General features: G+C 54.1%; 4 protein-coding genes and 2 pseudogenes. All 6 read right to left on the bottom strand.

The genetic code is table 11. The annotated features are described in order from the left end of the window. Positions 1-36 precede the first annotated feature (36 nt). Complete coding sequence (locus HP399_RS04090; RefSeq protein ID WP_173616929.1) at positions 37-10,419, bottom strand: SDR family NAD(P)-dependent oxidoreductase; 10,383 nt, start codon at positions 10,417-10,419, stop codon at positions 37-39. Then, positions 10,419-10,682, bottom strand: a pseudogene (locus tag HP399_RS31110) (acyl carrier protein); the annotation flags it as partial. The gene HP399_RS04090 and the pseudogene HP399_RS31110, both read right to left, overlap by 1 nt. Before the next feature lie 285 nt (positions 10,683-10,967). After that, a pseudogene (locus HP399_RS04085) lies at positions 10,968-15,962 on the bottom strand (SDR family NAD(P)-dependent oxidoreductase); the annotation flags it as partial. 304 nt (positions 15,963-16,266) lie between these two features. Further along, positions 16,267-17,013 carry a polyketide synthase gene (locus HP399_RS04080; RefSeq protein WP_173616931.1) on the bottom strand — a complete coding sequence of 249 codons (747 nt, stop codon included), beginning with the start codon at positions 17,011-17,013 and terminating at the stop codon, positions 16,267-16,269. 6 nt (positions 17,014-17,019) lie between these two features. Further along, a complete protein-coding gene (locus tag HP399_RS04075; RefSeq protein ID WP_173616932.1) occupies positions 17,020-17,784 on the bottom strand; it encodes an enoyl-CoA hydratase/isomerase in 765 nt (254 codons plus the stop codon). Continuing rightward, positions 17,784-19,034, bottom strand: a complete 1,251-nt coding sequence (locus tag HP399_RS04070) for a hydroxymethylglutaryl-CoA synthase family protein (protein ID WP_173616933.1) — start codon at positions 19,032-19,034, stop codon at positions 17,784-17,786. Before HP399_RS04070 ends, HP399_RS04075 begins: the two co-directional genes overlap by 1 nt. Positions 19,035-19,036: the final 2 nt, after the last annotated feature.

Here is a 19,036-nt window from a genome sequence, read left to right as displayed (position 1 = left end):
TCCCCCTTGAATGCGCTACCCCTAAGCCCTATGGGGTTATTTGGGTTTAGTTCCGCCCCAGAATGATTTCGGACTGCTGACCTTCCGCTCTTCCGCTTTCATTTTCCATATATTCGTTCGGCTCTTAACTGTCTGCGAATCAGACGATGATACGCTGACCGGTTTTCCGCACTCCTGCCATTCTTCCGGCCAAGGCAGCGGCTTCCGTATGGCATCGCCTGAGCGCTCTTCCTGCCAAGATTCTATAACCGCATGAACATTGGTGCCTCCGTCGCCAAAACAGTTTATCGCCGCTGTTCGAACCGATTCACTCCAGTTCTTCGTTTCTCGGTGAAAGAAAAACGGGGACGCTTCCAAATCAAAGTGCTGCATCGGCAGCTCGCCCGATAAAAACGGTACAAACTGGTCATGATCGAGCATCAGCACAACCTTAATGAAGCTCGCAATCCCTTCGGCGCTTAGCGGGTGACCGATATTGGGCTTGATGGAGCCCAAGGCGATAGCGGCATTTCCACCGTTGCCATAAACCTGCTGGATCGTCTTAAGCTCCAACAGATCGGTTACTTCCGAGCCTGAGCCGTTCGTTTCGATATAAGAGACGTCAGACGGATTTCTGCCGCTCTTCTTTAAGGCAGCGAGCATGACGTCCTTTTGCGCCTGCATATTTGGAGCCGCCGGCCCCGCGGTTCTCCCATCGTTATTTACGGCGATTCCCTTGATAACGGCGTAGATGCGGTCTCCGTCAGCCAGCGCCTGCTTCACTGTTTTTAACAGGACAACGCCGGCGCCTTCACTGAGTACAACGCCATCAGCCCTGCCGTCAAAGACGTGAAATGTCGAGCTTTTGCTCAGAATGCCGCGCTGACCGAATAGTTTGTGCGAGAAGTCGCTGTTCAGCAGGCTGACCCCTCCCACCAATGCGGACACCGTATCCCCGCTCCGCAGGCTTTGAATGGCCATGCTCATCCCGGTCAAGGCAGAGGAACAGGCCGTATCGATCACCATGCTGGGACCCCTTAGGTCAAAGAAACGGGATATATTAGCAGCCAAGTAATTTTGGCCGACCGCGACGATCGGATTTCTCGTTTGAAAGAGCAGTTCCTCGCCCGGCCAATACTGGGTTCTGGCACCGATATAAACGCCAACGGCCTTTCCTTTTACGTCCGCACGGTTATACCCTGCGTCATGAAGCGCTTTTACACTTTCCTCCAAGATGAGTAGTGCCTGCGGGTCCATCGCTCTGGCATCCTCGTCCGGAATATGAAAAAACGACGGATCGGCATGGCGAAGCGCATCCAGCAGCCCTGCATAATAAAGCTGGTCGCTCCCCCATCGTTCCTTTGGAACCGGCCGTATCGCGCTTCGGCCTTCCGTGAGCAGCGACCAATAATGGGTCAAGTCCTTCGCTCCCGGAAATCGGCAGGACATCCCGACGACCGCTATACCCTCCTCGCCGATTCGTTCCTGATGAATCGACTGACGGGAGATCTCCGCTTCAGGCATGGAAGGAGCATCGCTAAAATCATGAATTGGCATTGACTGTTCATGCTCCTGGCACTCCTGGCCCCCCGACAGCAATTCCCGGGTCAGCGGCTCGCCGTATGAGGCCGTCAACCAATCTGCGAGCGACTGAATGGTCGTATGCTCGTAAAGCACCGATGGGTCGATATCCTTGCCTACGGTGCGGCTTATTGTCCGAATTAATTGCGCCAATATGATCGAGTCTGCACCATAATCCTGAATCGGTATGTGAAGCTCCAGCTTGGATCGCTCAAGCTTCAATTCCGCTGCAAATAAATCCAACAGCCATGAACGTACGGCTCCCGGCAGCGATGCTTGTGACTCCAAGCGCACTTCCGATGGGCCGGAAGCGGGATTCCGCGTAGTGAGGCTGCTTTCAAGCCGTCGCATAAGCAGACGCTCCGGCTGCCACTTGTCAGGTTGAACGACAGCAGGCAAAACGACCGCTCCCGGCGGCTTTGCAATTATATGATCGAGCAATCTCAGCCCTTCCCGGTCGGTCAGGCTGTGCATACCGGTGGCAAGGAAGGCGCCGCTTTGCACCTCGCCCATGCCCGATTCTTTCCAACTCGGCCACTGAATGCTGATAATGGGCCTTTGATTCGCATGAGCCTGCGCGAAATAATCCATAAACGAATTGGCCATCGCATAATCGCTTTGTCCCGCAGCCAGCGATGGAACAACCGCCGATACGGACGAGAATAGAGCAAAAAAGGCAAGCGGCTCATCCTTGAAACATTCCCATACGGACATTAAGCCTTCCACTTTCGGCTCCAATACCTGCCGTATTACAGAGGTTGGCTTGTGAACAAAAGCCGGATACTCCCGGTCGCCGACGCCCGCGCAGTGGATCACGCCTCCTGCCGGTCCCCATTCATCTCGAATATCAAGAAGCGCCTGCTTTAGTGCATCGGTATCCGTTAGCGGGATGGCGAGCGTCCGCACGTCAGCCCCTATCTTCTCCAATTCCTTGACCAAACGGATCTTATTCGCCATTGGTGAAGACCCGACCGCCTCGTATTCCCATGCTTCCCGGGGAGGCAGCGCTTCTCTACCGAGCAGGACAAGCCTTTTTACGCCCATGTTTTCAACGTAATGGCGTGCACACAATGCGCCTAGTCCCCGCGTTCCGCCGGTAATCCACAGCACATGCCCCTCCGGCCACGAAAACGGCTTGGCATTCTGTGCCGTCTCTTGCTCCCGCAGGCATGCGCGGAAACGCACGGCTTTGCGGTAACAAATTTCCGGCCACTGGCTGTTACCATGCAGTTCTGCAATCAATTGTTCCGCCCAGGCTTTATCAGTATCCGTAGCATCCAGATCGACATGACTGGAATGAATATTGGCGTATTCGCTTTGCAGCATACGGTATAGTCCGGCTCTGCAAGCTCCGGCTAATCGCACGTTATCGCTGCGGAATCGCTCAAGACCTTTCGTTACGCCAATCAATTTGATCCCTTTGCTTCGTCTTACATCTATTAGCCGCTGGAGCCAAGGCAATCCTTCCAGGTTCCGATCCGCTTCGCTGCTGCAGCCTAAAAGGTCAATGCAAGCATCGAAATCCATCTCCTCGACCTCTCCCGCTGTCATCTCATCGAGTTGGCGAGGATGAAGGACGACAGCGCCGGGAAGCCGGGATTTAAGCTCCATCGCAAGCTCGCGGGTTCCATCCTCAGTAATGATAGCGACTTTACCTGGCGGTTCACCTTCGACCGATGCCTGCTCTTCTATCCATTCTTTGCAGAGCAAACGTGTCGTATCGGGCTTAAGGGAGTCTGCGGAAGCACCGCTTGAGACCTCAAGCGGTTCTCCCGGCACCCAATAGTGGTCCCGAGAGAACGGATATACTGGCAAATGGATACGACTTTGCATCTCGTCCCCGAATAATAAATCCCCCTCCAGGCTATAGCCTTGGCAGTATAACTCGGCCAGCGCGATCAATGCTCCCCGGTATTCACTCGAAGCCTTGTCCATAGTTTGGATTTTATGAAGCCAATCGACCCTTTCCTGCTCCTTCGCCTTGTCGGCTTTAAACATCCGTTCTACTTGTCCGAACAAAATATGCGGGCCAGACCGCTTCTCAGCCGCAGCCAACCAGGCTTCTATCGCTTCCTCCTTGCTGGAGGCAACAATTACGCAGCGATTAGCAAACGACTGTCTGCCTTCGAGAAGCGTAAGGCAAATTTGTGATAATTCCACCGATGCAGGCTGGCTCGCCATGTAATGGCGCATATCGTCTATTTTCCGCAAAAGCGCATCCTCGCTCTTTGCTGAAAGGGGAAGCATATAATACGCTGTTTGACCGGAATAGCTGCTGTGCCGCTTCTCGTTGTAGCTCTGAAGGACGAAATGGGCGTTCGTACCGCTCATGCCGAACGCACTTACGGCACCGGTTAGCGGCGCGCCTGAGCTGGAACGCCATGGCCTCGGCTCGCGGTTCACATAGAACGGGCTCCCTTCAAATCGTATATAATCGTTTTCCTTATCCATATGAAGACTTGCAGGTATCGTCTCATGACGGAACGCCTGGACGAGATTAACGAGGCTGACTAGGCCTGAAGCTGCGAAGCTATGACCAAAATTAGTTTTGGGAGAGGTTAACGCGCATGTACTTTCGTTCAACGCTGCCCCTTTAAACGCTTCCTGAAGCGCGTGGATTTCGACAGGATCCCCCAGCTTTGTACCCGTTCCATGCGTAACGATATACTCGACCTGCTCCGGATTCACGCCGGCCTGCTCGTACACCGAACGGATGAGGCGGGCCTGCGCTGCCGCATTCGGCGCCGTAATTCCGTTCGTTTTGCCATCATAATTGATGCCGCTGCCGCGGATGACAGCATAAATCGGATCGCCATCTTTCTCCGCCAAAGACAATCTTTTCATCACGACGGCCACGACCGCCTCGCCCGGTACCATACCGTTCGCTCGGTTGTCAAAGGCATAGCATTTGCCGTCCGGCGAGAGCATGCCCGCTTCCCTCATCCCGTTCAAATACAACGGTGTCAGCATAAGGTTAACACCCGCGGCGATAGCCGTATCGCATTCGCGGTTGCGAAGGCTGACACATGCTTGATGGGCGGCGACCAACCCGGAGGAACATGCGGTATTGATCGACATAACAGGTCCGCTCAGGTTAAGGAAGTACGAAAGGCGAGATGCCAGAATCGCATTGTTCGTGGATGTCACGCTGCCTGCCCCTTTAGCGATAAACTGGTAGTCGCCATCCTCAGCTCCGACAAATACGCCGATATTTCCTTCCCGCAGCTGCTTGCTCCCGTATCCTGCATCCTCCAGCGCTCGCATCGACTCCTGCAATAACAGCCGCTGCCTTGGGTCCATCAGCTCCGCCTCGCGCGGAGAGATTTCGAAGAAGGCAGGATCGAACTCGCTGACGCCCGGCACCCATCCGCACGTCCAGCTCTCACCGTTCATGAGATTGCTTCGTACTTCCGGCATCGGCTGAACCACATCGCGGCCATCCCGCAGAATACGCCACATGTCTTCAACCGAACGAGCCTCAGGAAACCGTCCGCTCATGCCGATAATCGCAATGGGCTCCGGAAATGGATGGCTTTGTGTTTCAACCGCAGCGACGGGTTCTTCAACCGGTTTAGATGGCTCCGTATGAACGGATTCCAGAGCAGCCGCTTCCTGATGAAAATCCAGTCCATCATCAGGACGAAGCTCATATCTGTCCTTGTAAAACCCGGTCAGGTCGTCACGATGCTCCCGCAAGTAAAAATGGATAAGCTTCTCCACGGTCGGATAGGAGAAGAAGACGGCTGGCGTAAGATCAATGCGGTAATGCTTGGTCAGCGATGAAGCCAGCTCGGCAAAGCTGATAGAATTGAAGCCGAAATCGGAAAAATACTGTTCCTTGTCGATCCGGTCAATCGGGATCGCTACTATTCGACTGATGTGCGCCTTCAGGTCTTCCTCCAGCAGCTGCTCTACATTCGACTCAGCATGTTCTGCCCGCTTCGCGATTGATGTCAACGGCGCCGCCTTCACCGGCTTTACCGCTTCCTGTCCAGTTGCCGGCTCCAGACCTAGAGAGCGGCGGACGCTCTCCCGATTCCCAGCCATCACAAGATGATTGGGCTCGTCCTGTGCTAAGAGAAGCTCAAGCAGCGCGATCCCCTGCTCGGCTTCCAAGGCACGCTGGCCGCTTGCTTGAAGATACATTTTCGTCATAACCGGATCCCCGACACTCATGCCGCCATCCTTCCACAGCGGCCACTGAATGGAAACAATCGACCCGCCATGTCGTCGATCTCCCATGCGAACACGGGAAGCCCGCTCCGCGTAGGCGGTCATGAACCGGTTACCGACAGCGTAATCGCACGATCCGAAATCGCCCAGTACAGCGGATATAGAAGAGAAGTAAGCGACAAAATCAAGCTCGCGTTCTTCTTGAAGCAGCTCATCAAGCAGGAGCGTACCGGTAATCTTCGGTTGTATGACTTCGTGAAATTGCTCCGTTTTCTTCTCCAGAATGCTACGACCGCTTTCCATACCGGCTGCATGGATAACGCCGTTTATGCTTCCCGATAAAGCAGCCCGAGCTTCAACAAGTCCTTGCTTCATGGCGGCATAGTCACACACGTCCGCTTCGATCGCGAATACGGCGGCGCCTGCCGCTTCAAGCTTTTTCATCATCGATCTTTTGCGAGCATCAATGGATGACCGACCCGTCAGGATAAGCTTGGCCTGATACGTTTTGGCCAAATGCTCCGCAACGACCATGCCGATTCCGCCGAAGCCGCCTGTAATGAGATAAATGCCGCCCCGGCGGAATTTGGTCGCTTTCGGCTGAAGCCGGGTTTCGCGCACGGAACAAACATGCCGTTCTCCCATTGCATATAAAGAGCTTCGCATCTTGTCCTGTCCAAGCTCTGTCCACAACGACTCCCAAAGATTGCGGCCCGAACTGCGTTCCACCTGAAAACCGTCCGTAAAGAGATGAACAGACATCCGCACATCCTTCATAAGCGGGCCGATCGAACGCTCAAAGCCGATCCAAGACTCCGCATGGCAGCTTTCGATATCCGTGGAGCACACCGCCGCGGCCAGCAGCCTGATCGACGTAAGGCCAGAGGCATGCATCCCTTGGATGAGAGCGGTTAGTTCGTCCGTCATTTGCGCTGAAGGCACTGTCTCCAAAGGCCATAAAAACAGAATGGCTTCTACCGCCTCTGTCCGGTTGACGTCCGCCAGCACACGTTCGAAGCCGGATGAATCCCACTTATCTATGGAATGCGGCCATGTATTCAACGCTTCGCCCTCGTAACGTGACACAAAAACCAGCTTCGTCTTCGGACTTAAGTGGTTAACGGCTTCCGTCAGCTCTAGTTGACGGTGTGAATCCGAAAGGAAGCAAACGACCGTCCGCGGCTGTTCGCGCAGCACTTCCTTCCATTCAGCCGGCTGCCACGTTTCTTGAAACGTCATCACTTCAAAAGGGACCTTAACCGCATCCGGTTCAGAAGCAGCGAGCCAATAGCGTTCCTTAGCAAACGGATAAGTCGGCAGGCTCACCCTGCGCGGAGGTTTGCCGCCGTAGAGCTTCTGCCAATCGATTTCGAGCCCTTTCGTCCAAAGATCAAGCAACTTGCCGTACTTTCCCTTGGCAAACCAGGCATCAATCGCCGTCTGCATATCATCGTCCGCAGCCAGTGCTTGAAACGAATTTCTTCCCCGCTTAACCTGTCCGCGATAAATACCGGGGCCGGCGCCAAACATCCTGTACTGCTCCAGCTTTTCCTTTAGCTCCGCAATTGACGCTGCGGTGAAGGCTAAACGTTCCTCCATCGCCTGCCGGCCAATCTGAAGCGTAAACGCAATATTTGCAAGCTCCTCATTCCGCCATGCCTTTGCCCCGATGGCTTCGGCGAATTGGCGGACGTTCGCTTCCAGACGCTCCTCGTTCATCGCGGATAAAACGATGATTGAAGCGTGCTGTGCTAAATCCGGACGGTCTTCGGCCTTCTCTGTGAACTCTTGGACGACAAGATGGGCATTCGCTCCTCCGGCACCGAAGGAGGATATGCCGGCGATACGGGGATACGTGATCGTTTCCCCGTCCAAGGCAACGACGGGCCGTTTCCATTCCGTCAACCGCTGCTGCACCGCAAAAGGCGTCCGCTCGAAGGCGATATTCGGGTTCACTTCGTCCGCGTGCAAAGTCGGCGCAAGCTGTTCATGCTTCATTTGCATCAGCACCTTGGTCAGTCCCGCTATGCCGGCCGCGCTCTCACAGTGGCCGATATTCGATTTAACGGATCCGAGCGCACAATAGCCTTGTTCTCCGACCAGCGGCGAGAATGCTCGCGTCAGCCCCTCGACTTCAATCGGGTCACCGAGCGCCGTTCCAGTACCATGAGCTTCGATATAGCTGACGGCACCCGGATGTACGCCAGACCGCTTTAATGCGTCTTGGATCAACTGCGCTTGAGCGGAAGCGCTGGGTACCGTATAGCCGTTCGTCCGGCCGCCGGCATTCAGCATGCTTCCTTTTATGATGCCGTAAATATGATCGCCGTCCGCAATCGCCGCATGCAACGGCTTGAGGACAACCGCGCCTACACCCTCTCCATCGACGAATCCATCGGCTTGTGCACCGAAGGATTTGCATTGATCACCGGAGGAGAGCATGTTCATTGAAGTTAGCCTCTTGTAGTGGACGGGATCTACAATCAAATTAACGCCGCCTGCAATCGCGCATTCGCTGGTACCGGAATAGATACTCTCGAGCGCAAGGTGGATCGCAGTGAGCGAGGAGGAGCATGCCGTATCGACAGCCAGGCTCGGCCCCTGGAAATTCATAAGATAAGATAGCCGGTTCGCAATGGACCAGAAATTCGCCCCAGTCGAATAATTGCCGTTCATCACTCCGACAAAAACACCAACCTTACCGGAACGGCTTAGACGTTCCGGGGTATAACCGGCATCCTCTATACTCGCATAAGCGGTTTCCAAAAAAATCCGCTCTTGCGGATCCATTCCTTCGGCTTCCTTGGGCGCAATCTGAAAGAATAGCGGGTCGAATTTGTCGATATCATCCAGGAATCCGCCCCATTTGCTATAGACAGCGCCCTCCTTGCCCCGCTCTTCGTCGTAGTAGAGTCTCCAATCCCACCGGTCGGATGGGATTTCGGTAATGCAATTTGTTCCGTGTTTAAGGTTTTCCCAGAACTGTTCTACATTCCGTGCCCCCGGATAACGTCCGGACAAGCCGATGATCGCCACATCCTGTTTGCCTGCCGCTTCGCTCTGTGACATTTCGATGACCGCTTGCTGTTCGTTGATCGGCTCAAGGGCTGCCGGTTCACTATGACGATCTGGCGCTAGATTGCTATCGGGCACTTCTTGCGTATCTAAAATTGAGCTGCCTACTGCTTGTCTCTCCATTCCCGTGAAGCGAAGCATCTCCTCCGGATGGACTTGCAGCAAATAGTCGGCTAGCGCATTAATCGTTGAGTGCTCGAAAAATAGCGTACTGTTTATTTTGACGAAATAAGGCCGGAGTGCTTCCGTAAGCTGCACGACCAGAATCGAATCGATTCCGTATGTCTCTAGCGACACGTATGTTTCCATGCGCTGGTATGGAATTTTCAGCGTTTCGCTGATGAGCGCCTTCAGTCGTTCTCTGCCCGTCTCGCGGAGCAACTCCTGGCTTTGTTCATCCTTTTTGGCGGGCAGCGTTGTAGGAGCAATCGGCTTCTGCTCGGGTTGTTCTTCTTCAGCGTTATCCGATCTATCCTCTTGACTTCGTATCCGGATTACACCGTTGCTTTCGGCTACTATAATCTGCTGTCCAAGACCGTGTGAATGCTCAGCAGGGAAAAACACATCGGGGAAGCCCTCCTCCTCCAACAGCGAACGCCACGAATCGGGTGTCAAACCCGGTGATCCCGGCATCCGAAGCTCTTGATCCTCATACAGCCACCAGCCTTCAAGCAGACCGAACGTCAGGTGGATGAACAGATTGCTGCTGCTCATTTCATTGAGGAGCAGCAGACCGCTGCGCTTCAGGACCGTCTTGACGCTTTGGATCGTTGTCTTCATATTTCGAGTTGCATGCAGCACATTGGTTGCAATCGCAAGATCGAATGCGCCTTCCTCAAGGCCCTGCACCGCCGCCGGCTTCTGGGCATCATATAGACGATAGGTCAAAAACGGGTATTGCGGTCCGTACTCATGCTGGGCATGAAGCAAAAACGCTTGAGAAATATCCGTATAGCAGTATTCTGCAATATGCTCCTGCAGCGGTTTAAGTCCGGCCAGCACCCGTGCGCTTGTTCCGCCCGTTCCTGCGCCGATTTCCAAAATGCGCAAGCGGACAGCAGGATCTTCTTGAACCCGTTCCCTAATAAACGCAAGCGTAAGATCCGATACGATCTTATTGAAGTAATCCGCGATAGGATTGTTTTTGTAGACACCCTCGACAAGCGTCATCGATCCGTTCGGGAATATAATATCCGTAGCGGCCGTATTTCCGCACAGCACCTGCGGAAGTGCTCGGAGTGCAGCGTCGACAAGGATCATTTGCGCGCCGGAATCCGGGTGATGCCTCCACTGCTCCAAATGCCGATCCCAATGAGCCCAGACGTCTGCATGGTCTTCTTTCCGATTCGAATCGACGACGTATTCGCCGACAACCTCCGATATAAAGCCATAGCGAAGCAAATAATTGATGCTAGTCTCCAACCATCTGTCGTAAAGCCGAGATTGGCCCAGCAATCCGGCCAGCTCCTCCTTGGATTGCCGCTCTCGGTTAAAGAAGCCGGCAGCTTGCAGCTGCACCCAAAGAAGCTTGACCAGAAGCTCTTCTTCCAGGCGTTTCACATCCCGTATGCTCTCCACCATACCGTTCACCTGACCGCTCCTTTCGTCCATTACGATACACCCAGCTTCCCTCTTATATCTGCGATCCTATCCGCCAACTCTCTGAAGCTCCTGTGCCGGATGACCAGCTCCGGCGTTACATCTATTCCGAGCCGTTGATTGATCATTTCCGTGAGTAAACTCATCTTAACCGGATCAAGGCCGTATTCCGCTAATTCCGCGTCGGATTCTATGTCCTGTTCGTCGACCTTCAAGAGCATTGCTACTGCTTCCCTCACGAGAGACAGCACCTCTGCCCGCTGCTTCGCATCCGGGATGCTTCCCGTCTTTTCCTCTATAGGTCGTGCTGCAGACGAGAGGGCTTGAAAGGGAGCCGGAGCGAAGACGCTTCTGATCCTGCTGATGACTGATCCGAAGCGTTCAGGTAGAACCGTTATATGCTGGTCTGCGGCGGTTTCCTCTATATACAGCGGCTTGGTCGTTTTGACGAAGCACAGTTGATTCACCTTCCCGGCAAGCAGTCTTTCCACGACGTCCATGGCTTCGTCCGGCTCGACGGACCCCATTCCGATCCGGGCCATTTTCTCGCGGAGAGCCTCGTTTGAAACCGTCCCCACACTTCCCCAATACCCCCAATTGATCGTCTTGACGGCACAAGACCATTCGGAGGCGAGCTTCGCTGCGAAAGCGTCGCTAAAAGTACACCCGGCTGTGTAATTGCTCTGACCACGCGATTTCAGAAACGAATTAAAGGATGAAAAGAACAAAACAAAATCCAACTGTTCACGATCAAATACTTGAGCTGTTCTTACAGCTGTGCCGTTTTTGGCTGCATACCCCGCTTCAAACCGCTGCTCGTCCATTTTTGCCAAACTTTGATCGAGCAGGACGATCGCGGAGTGAACAATGCCATGAATACGCGTATACCGCGCCTTTATCGTCTCGTAGGCCTGTTGGAGCGATGCCAAATTTGCCGCATCCGCCCGGATATAGGATGGCGCAGGTCCAAGATCCCCTAACCGTGCGATCTTAGCCCGAATGGCTTCATCCATCTCTCTGCGGCCAATCCACACGATTTGTGCTTGATAGGTACGGATCATATACTCGGTCCATACCTCGCCAATGCCTCCGGCTCCCCCGATGACGACATAAACGCCGCCGTGCCGGTAAGCGGTACGCTCCATCGGCAAGCTTTTGACAGGAACCAACATCTGCTTGTACCAATCGCCTTTTCGGTAGCCCCATGCGTTTCCCTTGGCATCCCTTGGCAGCGATGGCAGAACGTCCAACGGCAGTTCGTCCTTCAGGCCTATATCTAACAGACAAACGCTCCAGTTCGGATATTCCTTCGCCATCGACCCGACCAAACCATGGACACCGGCATGTGCAAAGCCAGATGTTTCGCCTGCACGAATCGGCTGAGCCTCCACGGTGATGATGGACCAGTGCAAGGGCCTCGATCCGAAGCCGATTTCGAGCAGTGACTTTATTAGCCTAAAAAGCTGGAATACCCCATCCTTTTGTTCGCTGATAATACCTTCGTCCCGCACGGTTTGAATCGGATGAACCGGCGAAATCCATATAATATGCTTCAGATCGTTATAGTTGCTCAGCTTCTGAGCCATATCCTCAATCGAAGCTTCGTTTTCAAACGACAGCGGCTGAGCCGCGGGATACCTGTGGTTGATTTGGTTTATTTGCTCTGGCGTTCCGCCGATCACGATGTCGGCATCCGGAACATGCTGCAGGGCTGGCGCTTCGTTGAATGCGGCAAGTTCCCAGGTAGGAAGCAGCAACAATCCATCAGGTAATTGGTGAGAACCATCCGTCTCGGCTTGATGGGGGTTAAAGCTCCATTCCCCTGATTTCCCTGCACTCTTGGTTGCCAATCCCCGCATGGCCGCACAAACATGGCCTTCCTCGTCACACAAATCGATATCGAAGACGCGCAGCGAATCTCCCGAAGCTTCTGCTTTCCTTATGCGGGTGACCGCCCACATCTCTGAAGTACAAGGACGGTAGACCGTAAGCTCCTGAATCGCAAATGGCACATAGGGCCCGTTTGCACAAGCGTCGATTTGGCGTCCATGATTGTGCAGGGCGAAGCCGATCGTGGACTGAGCGGCAGCGTCGAGCAATACCGGATTGCATCCAATCCGCTGCGTCTCGTCACTCAAGGCGGCCGGCAAATGAATCTTAGCGATCGCACAATCTTCGCCGATTTCAATCGTCTTTACTGCTCTATAACCTGGACCATATGCAATTCCCATATTTTCGAAAGCGCCATAGCACGTTTCCGAATCCAGCTTTGCCACCGAGCATTGGGCGCGAATGGCCTGCACGTCCAGCTGAGGAGGGGCAGAAGCCGCATGAATAACAGCTGTCCCTTTGCTATAAATCGGGCCTTCATTCGCATCAGCCTTCGAAGGTCCTGCCAGAATACAAAATGAAACTTGGTTGTCACCCTCCTGCGTTAAGGAAACATGAAGGTGTCCGGCCGTCGCTTTCGCAATAAAAGGCCGCAGCCATACCACATTTTCCAGCGTAATGGCCTGTCCCTTATGCACGTAATCGGTCGCAAGCTCGACTGCAGCACGGGCCATCTCAAGGTAGGCCATTCCTGGCATGATAGACTGTCCGGAGACAACATGGTCTCGCAGCAGCGTCTCCTCATTTGTAAAAGAAGCGCTGAACCGGGTCTTCCCTAACACCGACGTATTTCTGTGCACAAGCGGATGAAGGCGCTCAGGCAAAATCTTCGTATGGAGCGGGTCCCGGTCCGAAGCCTTCGCTTCAAGCCAATACCGCTCCTTCGCAAACGGATAGGTCGGCATGTGGATGCGCTCCCCCCCGTTCACCAAAGGCAGCGCTTGTAAACCCTGCACCCACTTCGTTGCGGCATCGGCAAGCTTTACCGCTTGAGAGGAACTGGTCTCATGCTCCGATGGAAGTTCTTCGCCTGATGCGATCGCATTCCTTATCTGCCGTCTGTTTACTTTCCCAGAGAATACACAAGAAGAAGGCCTCCGCAGCAAATGGTCCTCCATTCCCTGCAGGAGCTCCTCCTTCGTGTTTGCCGTGAACGCCGCACGGACATCCATCTCTTCCCTCCCCGCTTGCAACGTCAACGCCACATCTGACAAACAAATGTCTGTTTCCCGCAGAAGAAAGGCTTTGAGGGATGCGACAGCGTCGTCCAGCCCATCTTCGGTCTTGGCCGATACCGGGAATAATAGCGGTTGATCCATAGGTGGGGCCGAATGTCCGGGCGATTCCGGATTGTATTCCTCAATGACCATATAGGCGTTCGTTCCGCTAAACCCGAAGGAGCTGACGGAGGCCCGTCGAATGCCGGATTCGATCTCCCACTTCTTCAAGGACGTGTTTACAAAGAAGGGGCTTCCATCAAGTCGGATATGCTCATTCAAGGAATCGAAATGAATGGTTGGCGGCAGCATACGGTGCTTCAGCGACTGTACGACCTTGATGACGCCCGATACGCCGGATGCCGCGAGCAAATGACCGATATTGCTCTTAATGGAACCGAGTGCGCAGTAGCCCTTTTTGTCCGTATATGCGGCGAACGATGCCGTAAGGGCTTCGACCTCGATCGGATCGCCGAGCTTTGTTCCTGTACCATGTGCTTCGACAAGCGAAATGGTTTCCGGGTTAATGCCGAATTTATCAAAGACGGATTTCTCCAGCTCTTCCTGTGAAGCGGCGCTGGGCGCTGTAATTCCGTTTGTCTTCCCGTCCTGATTAATACCCCAGCCGCGTATGACGGCATAAACCGGGTCTTTGTCGCGGACCGCATCGGACAGCCGCTTAAGCAGCAGCACGCCCGTTCCTTCCCCCGGAACGAATCCGTTCGCCCTGTTATCGAACGTATAGCAACGCCCATCCTTGGACAGCATCCCGGATTTGCTCGTCATAATATGCATGGCCGGTCCGCTCATGACATTAACGCCGCCGGCCAACGCCATGTCGCAATTGTCCAGGAGCAAGCTGCTGCAGGCCTCGGAAATCGCGACAAGCGAGGAGGAGCAAGCGGTGTCGATCGCCATGCAGGGACCCTTCAAATTCAGCAGGTAGGAGATGCGTGCGCTTAAAATGGAAACCGAGGTCCCCATCAGATTTTGCGCATGGAGCTCTTCTCCTCTCTCCATACGTCCGTAATCGCCGGTGCCGCATCCGGCAAAGACCCCGCAGCGGCTGCCAGACAAGTCGGACGGACGCAGTCCGGCATTCTCGATGCATGCCCAGCTGTTCGCCAGGAATAGCCGCTGCTGCGGATCCATGTATTCCGCTTCCACGGGCGATATTTGGAAAAATAACGGATCAAATTTGTCCGCATCCTCCAAGACGCCCATCCATTTCGAATACGTTTTGCCCGGCTTCTTCGGATCGGGATCGTAGTATCGCTCGAGAGACCAGCGTTCTGCAGGAATCTCGGATACGCAGTCTTCACCTTTGCAAATGTTGTCCCATAATTCGTCAATAGTAGCTGCCTTGGGGAATTGGCCTGACATCCCGATGATGGCAATGCCATCCAGATCAGGCGTTTTCCGGCTTTTCTCCTTGGGCATATCTTCCTGGCTACGGACGGCCGCTTGCGCACTGTGCAATTCAAAGGATTCCTGCCTCTGACTTTTCTGCCTTCGCATCCGCTCGATCAGCTCGTCGGTCCGGTCCGTCATGTCCTCCGCCATACGGCTTATGACGACTTTGCCGATATGCTTCCCACTGCTGACATATTCAAGCGCCTCTTGAATTCGCTGAAAGGGGTAAATCCTGGATACGATGGGTACGATTTTCTCCGTTTGAAGCAGGTCAACCATCACATGGAGCAATTCCTTGTTAAATCCCTTCTGGGCACTTAACCGCCGTAAATCAATGCTATGAATCGTTTGGTTATGTACAAGCCCGGAAAGATCCAGATTTCCGCTCGTCTTCAGCGCATGCACGGCCAGCTCCAGGTAGCGGCCAGAAGGGGCCAAACAATTCAAGCCCTTCTGAATCGCGTCCCCGGCCAGCATATTTAGCACAACATCAACCCCGCGGCCATTGGTTAAGGAGGCGATTTCCCGATCAAAGGGCGAGGCGCTGTAATCGATCGCCGCAGCAACGCCAAGCCTATCAAGCAGATCGAGCTTTTCGGCTTTGCTGCTCGTGCCGTAAATCTTGCAGCCTTTCAAATTCGCCAGCTGCAGGGCGATAAGGCCGCAGCCGCCTGTCGCCGTCTGAATGAGCACCTGCTCGCCGGGCGCAAGCTTCCCTGTCTCGAAAGCGAGATAGACTGTGGAGAAAACGACAGGCAGACTGCACCCATCTTCAAACGTTATGTTGGCAGGCTTCCGGACGGCATTAGCGGCGGCAACGTTCACTTCGCTGGCATGGCCGCCCAGCTGCTTGCCTGTAAGAGCGATGACCTCATCGCCGATCCGGAACTCCTCTACGCCTTTGCCGATGCGTGTGACGATTCCGGCTACTTCAAACCCCGGCACGAATGGATAGTCGGGCATCGTCGGGTATAGCCCGTTTACGCACATGATATCCGGAAAATTAACCGCCGACGCCATGACTTGTATCGTCATTTCACCAAAGCTGGGCTCCGATACAGACCATGGCCGCAAAGAAACCTCGCTGATGTGATGAACGTTTGACACGACCAGGCCGGCAGAATCCGATTTCGCTGACTGCCGGCTGTCGACTTTCAATCCCGCTTTCTCCGGTTCCGGACTGCGGGAATCGGCTTGGTCAGCTGGAGACGGGATTTTCAACCCTTCGGCAGCCTTCAGCGCCATAATTCGACGCTTGGCATCTTCAGAACTAACCTCCCCCGCTTGCAAAGCGCTAAGTATCTCTTGAATATTCACCCTCACACCCCCTGCCTGTTCGCTATTTGCCAAATAAGGATAGAATCTTGTCCCGAACTTCTGTCTGATGGAAGGTTAGCTCATGCATCGCGACTTCTTTCTCAATATAATTCGGGAGCTCGGCTCGCATCGTCTCAACCAGATGGTCCTTCAAAGTAACCAACGAAAGGCGCGGCTTTTCCGCGAGCTGCCGCGCCAGCTCCAGAGCATGGCTCATCACTTGATCCCGGGGAAGGACCGCGAAAGGCACGCCTCTCTTCTCCAGATCCGCCCCGCGGTAATTGCTACTGCTTAGCAGCATTTCATTGCCCAGGCTCAATCCCAGCTTTCGCGGCAAGATGTACGTTGCGCCCATTCCCGGTGTGAAGCCGTATTTCATGAAATTGGCCGTATAGACACTCTCACGGCTCATGACGACAAAATCGGCAAACATTCCGATCACAAACCCGCCTCCGATCGCATGGCCCTGCATAGCGGATATGACGGGAACCGGGCATTCCAACGCCAGGCTGTAAAAGTTGCTGTCCGTAAATTTCAATTGCCCTTCGAAAATGGCAAGCAAAGCTTCTTGCGTCCCGCCGGAAGCAAAATAAGTATCATACCCGGTCAAAATAACGGCTTTATACCGCTCTGTTTCCTTTACAGTTAGGAAAGCATGCGCCAAACCCTTTACCAGGTCGTCGGAGAACGTGTTTTTGTATACGCGGTCCTGCATTGTGATCAGTGCGATACCCGGCTCGATTTCACGTAGCTCTACAACCGGTTGCATTACACATCAACCTTCCCATGGAAATTGGCCTTTATTGACAAAATTATAGATAGCTGCGAGCGAATCCGGGTCGGCAAACATGGTTTGATTCGCAGCTATTGCCAGCTCCCTGCCTTCCCGGATTAAGGGCTGCAGCTCAATCATATAGCGTTTGTACTTCGCAATCCCTGCCTTCGGTAGACGCTTCAATCGAAGCAGATGACGGCGCAGCAGCGACTCGCTTTCCGGCTCCCAGGCATCGATCAACCCCCAGCGGAGTGCGGTTTCCGCATCGAAGGCCTGTGTCATTAGCGTCATATAATGCGCGCGCTGCATGCCCGTTTTTTGAATAAGAAACGGCATCACACAAGCCGGATACAGGCCGAACAGCAGCTCGGACAGGCTGAATTGGGCCGTCCCGTCCGCCAGAACGATATCGCTTGCGGCGATAAAGCCAAGCCCCCCGGCATTTGCCTTACCCTTGACATGAGAAAGAACGATGTACGGTCCGGTCCGCATTCTCATCCATAACGCATACAGAGGTTCAGGATTGCTTCGCATGGATCGGCCTTCTGCCATATGAGCGTGAATCTCCTGGAAATCTGCGCCCGTGCAGAATACATGAGGCAGACCTTCCAGCACGACAACCGTCACTTCTTTCTCGCATTGGTCCAGCACGCAGCCCAGTTCCTCTACAAGCTGGTCATTGATCGCGTTGTCCGCTTCGGGCCGGTGCAGTCTGATAAAGCATACGGTTCCCTGATATCGAACATGCAGCGTCTTAAACTCCATTACAGCCACCTGTAAATCCGATGGAAGTCCCGGATCTCTTCCAGGTAAAGCCGTTGCTCGCCCCGCACAGATGCGGGAATACCTTGCAAGTCGAGCTTCGCGTTACGAGTTCCAAACCGGATGCCGTGACCGCTTCTCAGCATCGCTTCATATTCGTCAAAGCCGAGCAGACGGCGCTCCTGCAGACGTTCGCTCAGCTTGAATTTACGCAGTGCCGCCTGGCTTTGACTTGTGGCGACACCGCTGTAAAATTCCGAGCAGCAGCCGGAGCCGTACGAATAACAGCCGATCCGCTTGGGCGTATCAAATGTCCCATGCTCAATTAGGCCTGCCAGTGACAGGAAAACGGTGCCGCCCATGATATTGCCGACACGCTGGCAAAATCGAATGCCGGGAAGGACACGCTGATTAAAGTCCGCGTCGATCTCCGGCGCTTTGGCCTTCGCGATTCTTCGCATCATCGTGCGATGCGCGCCCTTCACCATACCGCCGAAGGGAGTATGAAACGCTAAATATTGAAACGTATCCTTATAGTCGGCTTCAGGCACCCGCGATTTGTAGGCCATAAAGGTTTGTTCGCAGCAATCCAAATACGTGGACAGCGACAAATCGGAATTGCCTGCTTCACTGTCCGGCATCGGGCGGCACGTATCCATCACTTCATAACCGTAATAACCGCTCGCGCCCGTATCGATTTGGAAGACATACGGCGTATCGCTGACCAGAAGGGCAACAGCTCCGGCTCCCGCGCTTAGCTCTGCATAGGACCAGTCTTCGGTCAGCGAGCTCCCGCCCTTAGCCACGAAAAAACGGGATATGTCCGTGGCGATCACCAGCGCCTTGGCCCCCGGGGATGTACCGGAGAGAATAAATTGGACCGCGGCATGCAGGCCTGCTGTTCCCGAATAGCAGGCCTGCTTGATTTCGTACATCCGGCATCGGCGATTTAAGCCGAGATAATGATGGATATACGTGCTCATCGATTTGCCGAAATCGATGCCGGATTCCGTACAGGTAATCACCAGTTCGATCCGGTTCCGCTCTTCTTCAGACAGCGAATCCACGATCGGCTTCGCGGCATTGACACCGAACGTAATAGGGTCCTCGTAAGACAAGGCAACGGTTTTCTCGAGCATCATCAGATTCTCGAACCGGGCAGTATCCAATTGACGCCTTGCTGCAAGTTCCGGGACATCCAGAAAAGCACTGCCGCCAAAAACATTCATCGCTTCTATTCCAACTTGAGTCAAGC

Origin of the sequence: Brevibacillus sp. DP1.3A, from assembly GCF_013284245.2 — a bacterium.
Taxonomy (GTDB): Bacteria; Bacillota; Bacilli; order Brevibacillales; family Brevibacillaceae; genus Brevibacillus.
Note: the sequence above shows the minus strand (reverse complement) of the source record. Positions and strands in the feature narration are given on the sequence as shown.

What these genes read in the sequence shown, in the direction of transcription:
- HP399_RS04090 (WP_173616929.1), bottom strand. Translation starts at nt 10,419, where the DNA reads ATGGACGAAAGGAGCGGTCAGGTGAACGGTATGGTGGAGAGCATACGG.
- HP399_RS04075 (WP_173616932.1), bottom strand. Translation starts at nt 17,784, where the DNA reads ATGGAGTTTAAGACGCTGCATGTTCGATATCAGGGAACCGTATGCTTT.
- HP399_RS04080 (WP_173616931.1), bottom strand. Translation starts at nt 17,013, where the DNA reads ATGCAACCGGTTGTAGAGCTACGTGAAATCGAGCCGGGTATCGCACTG.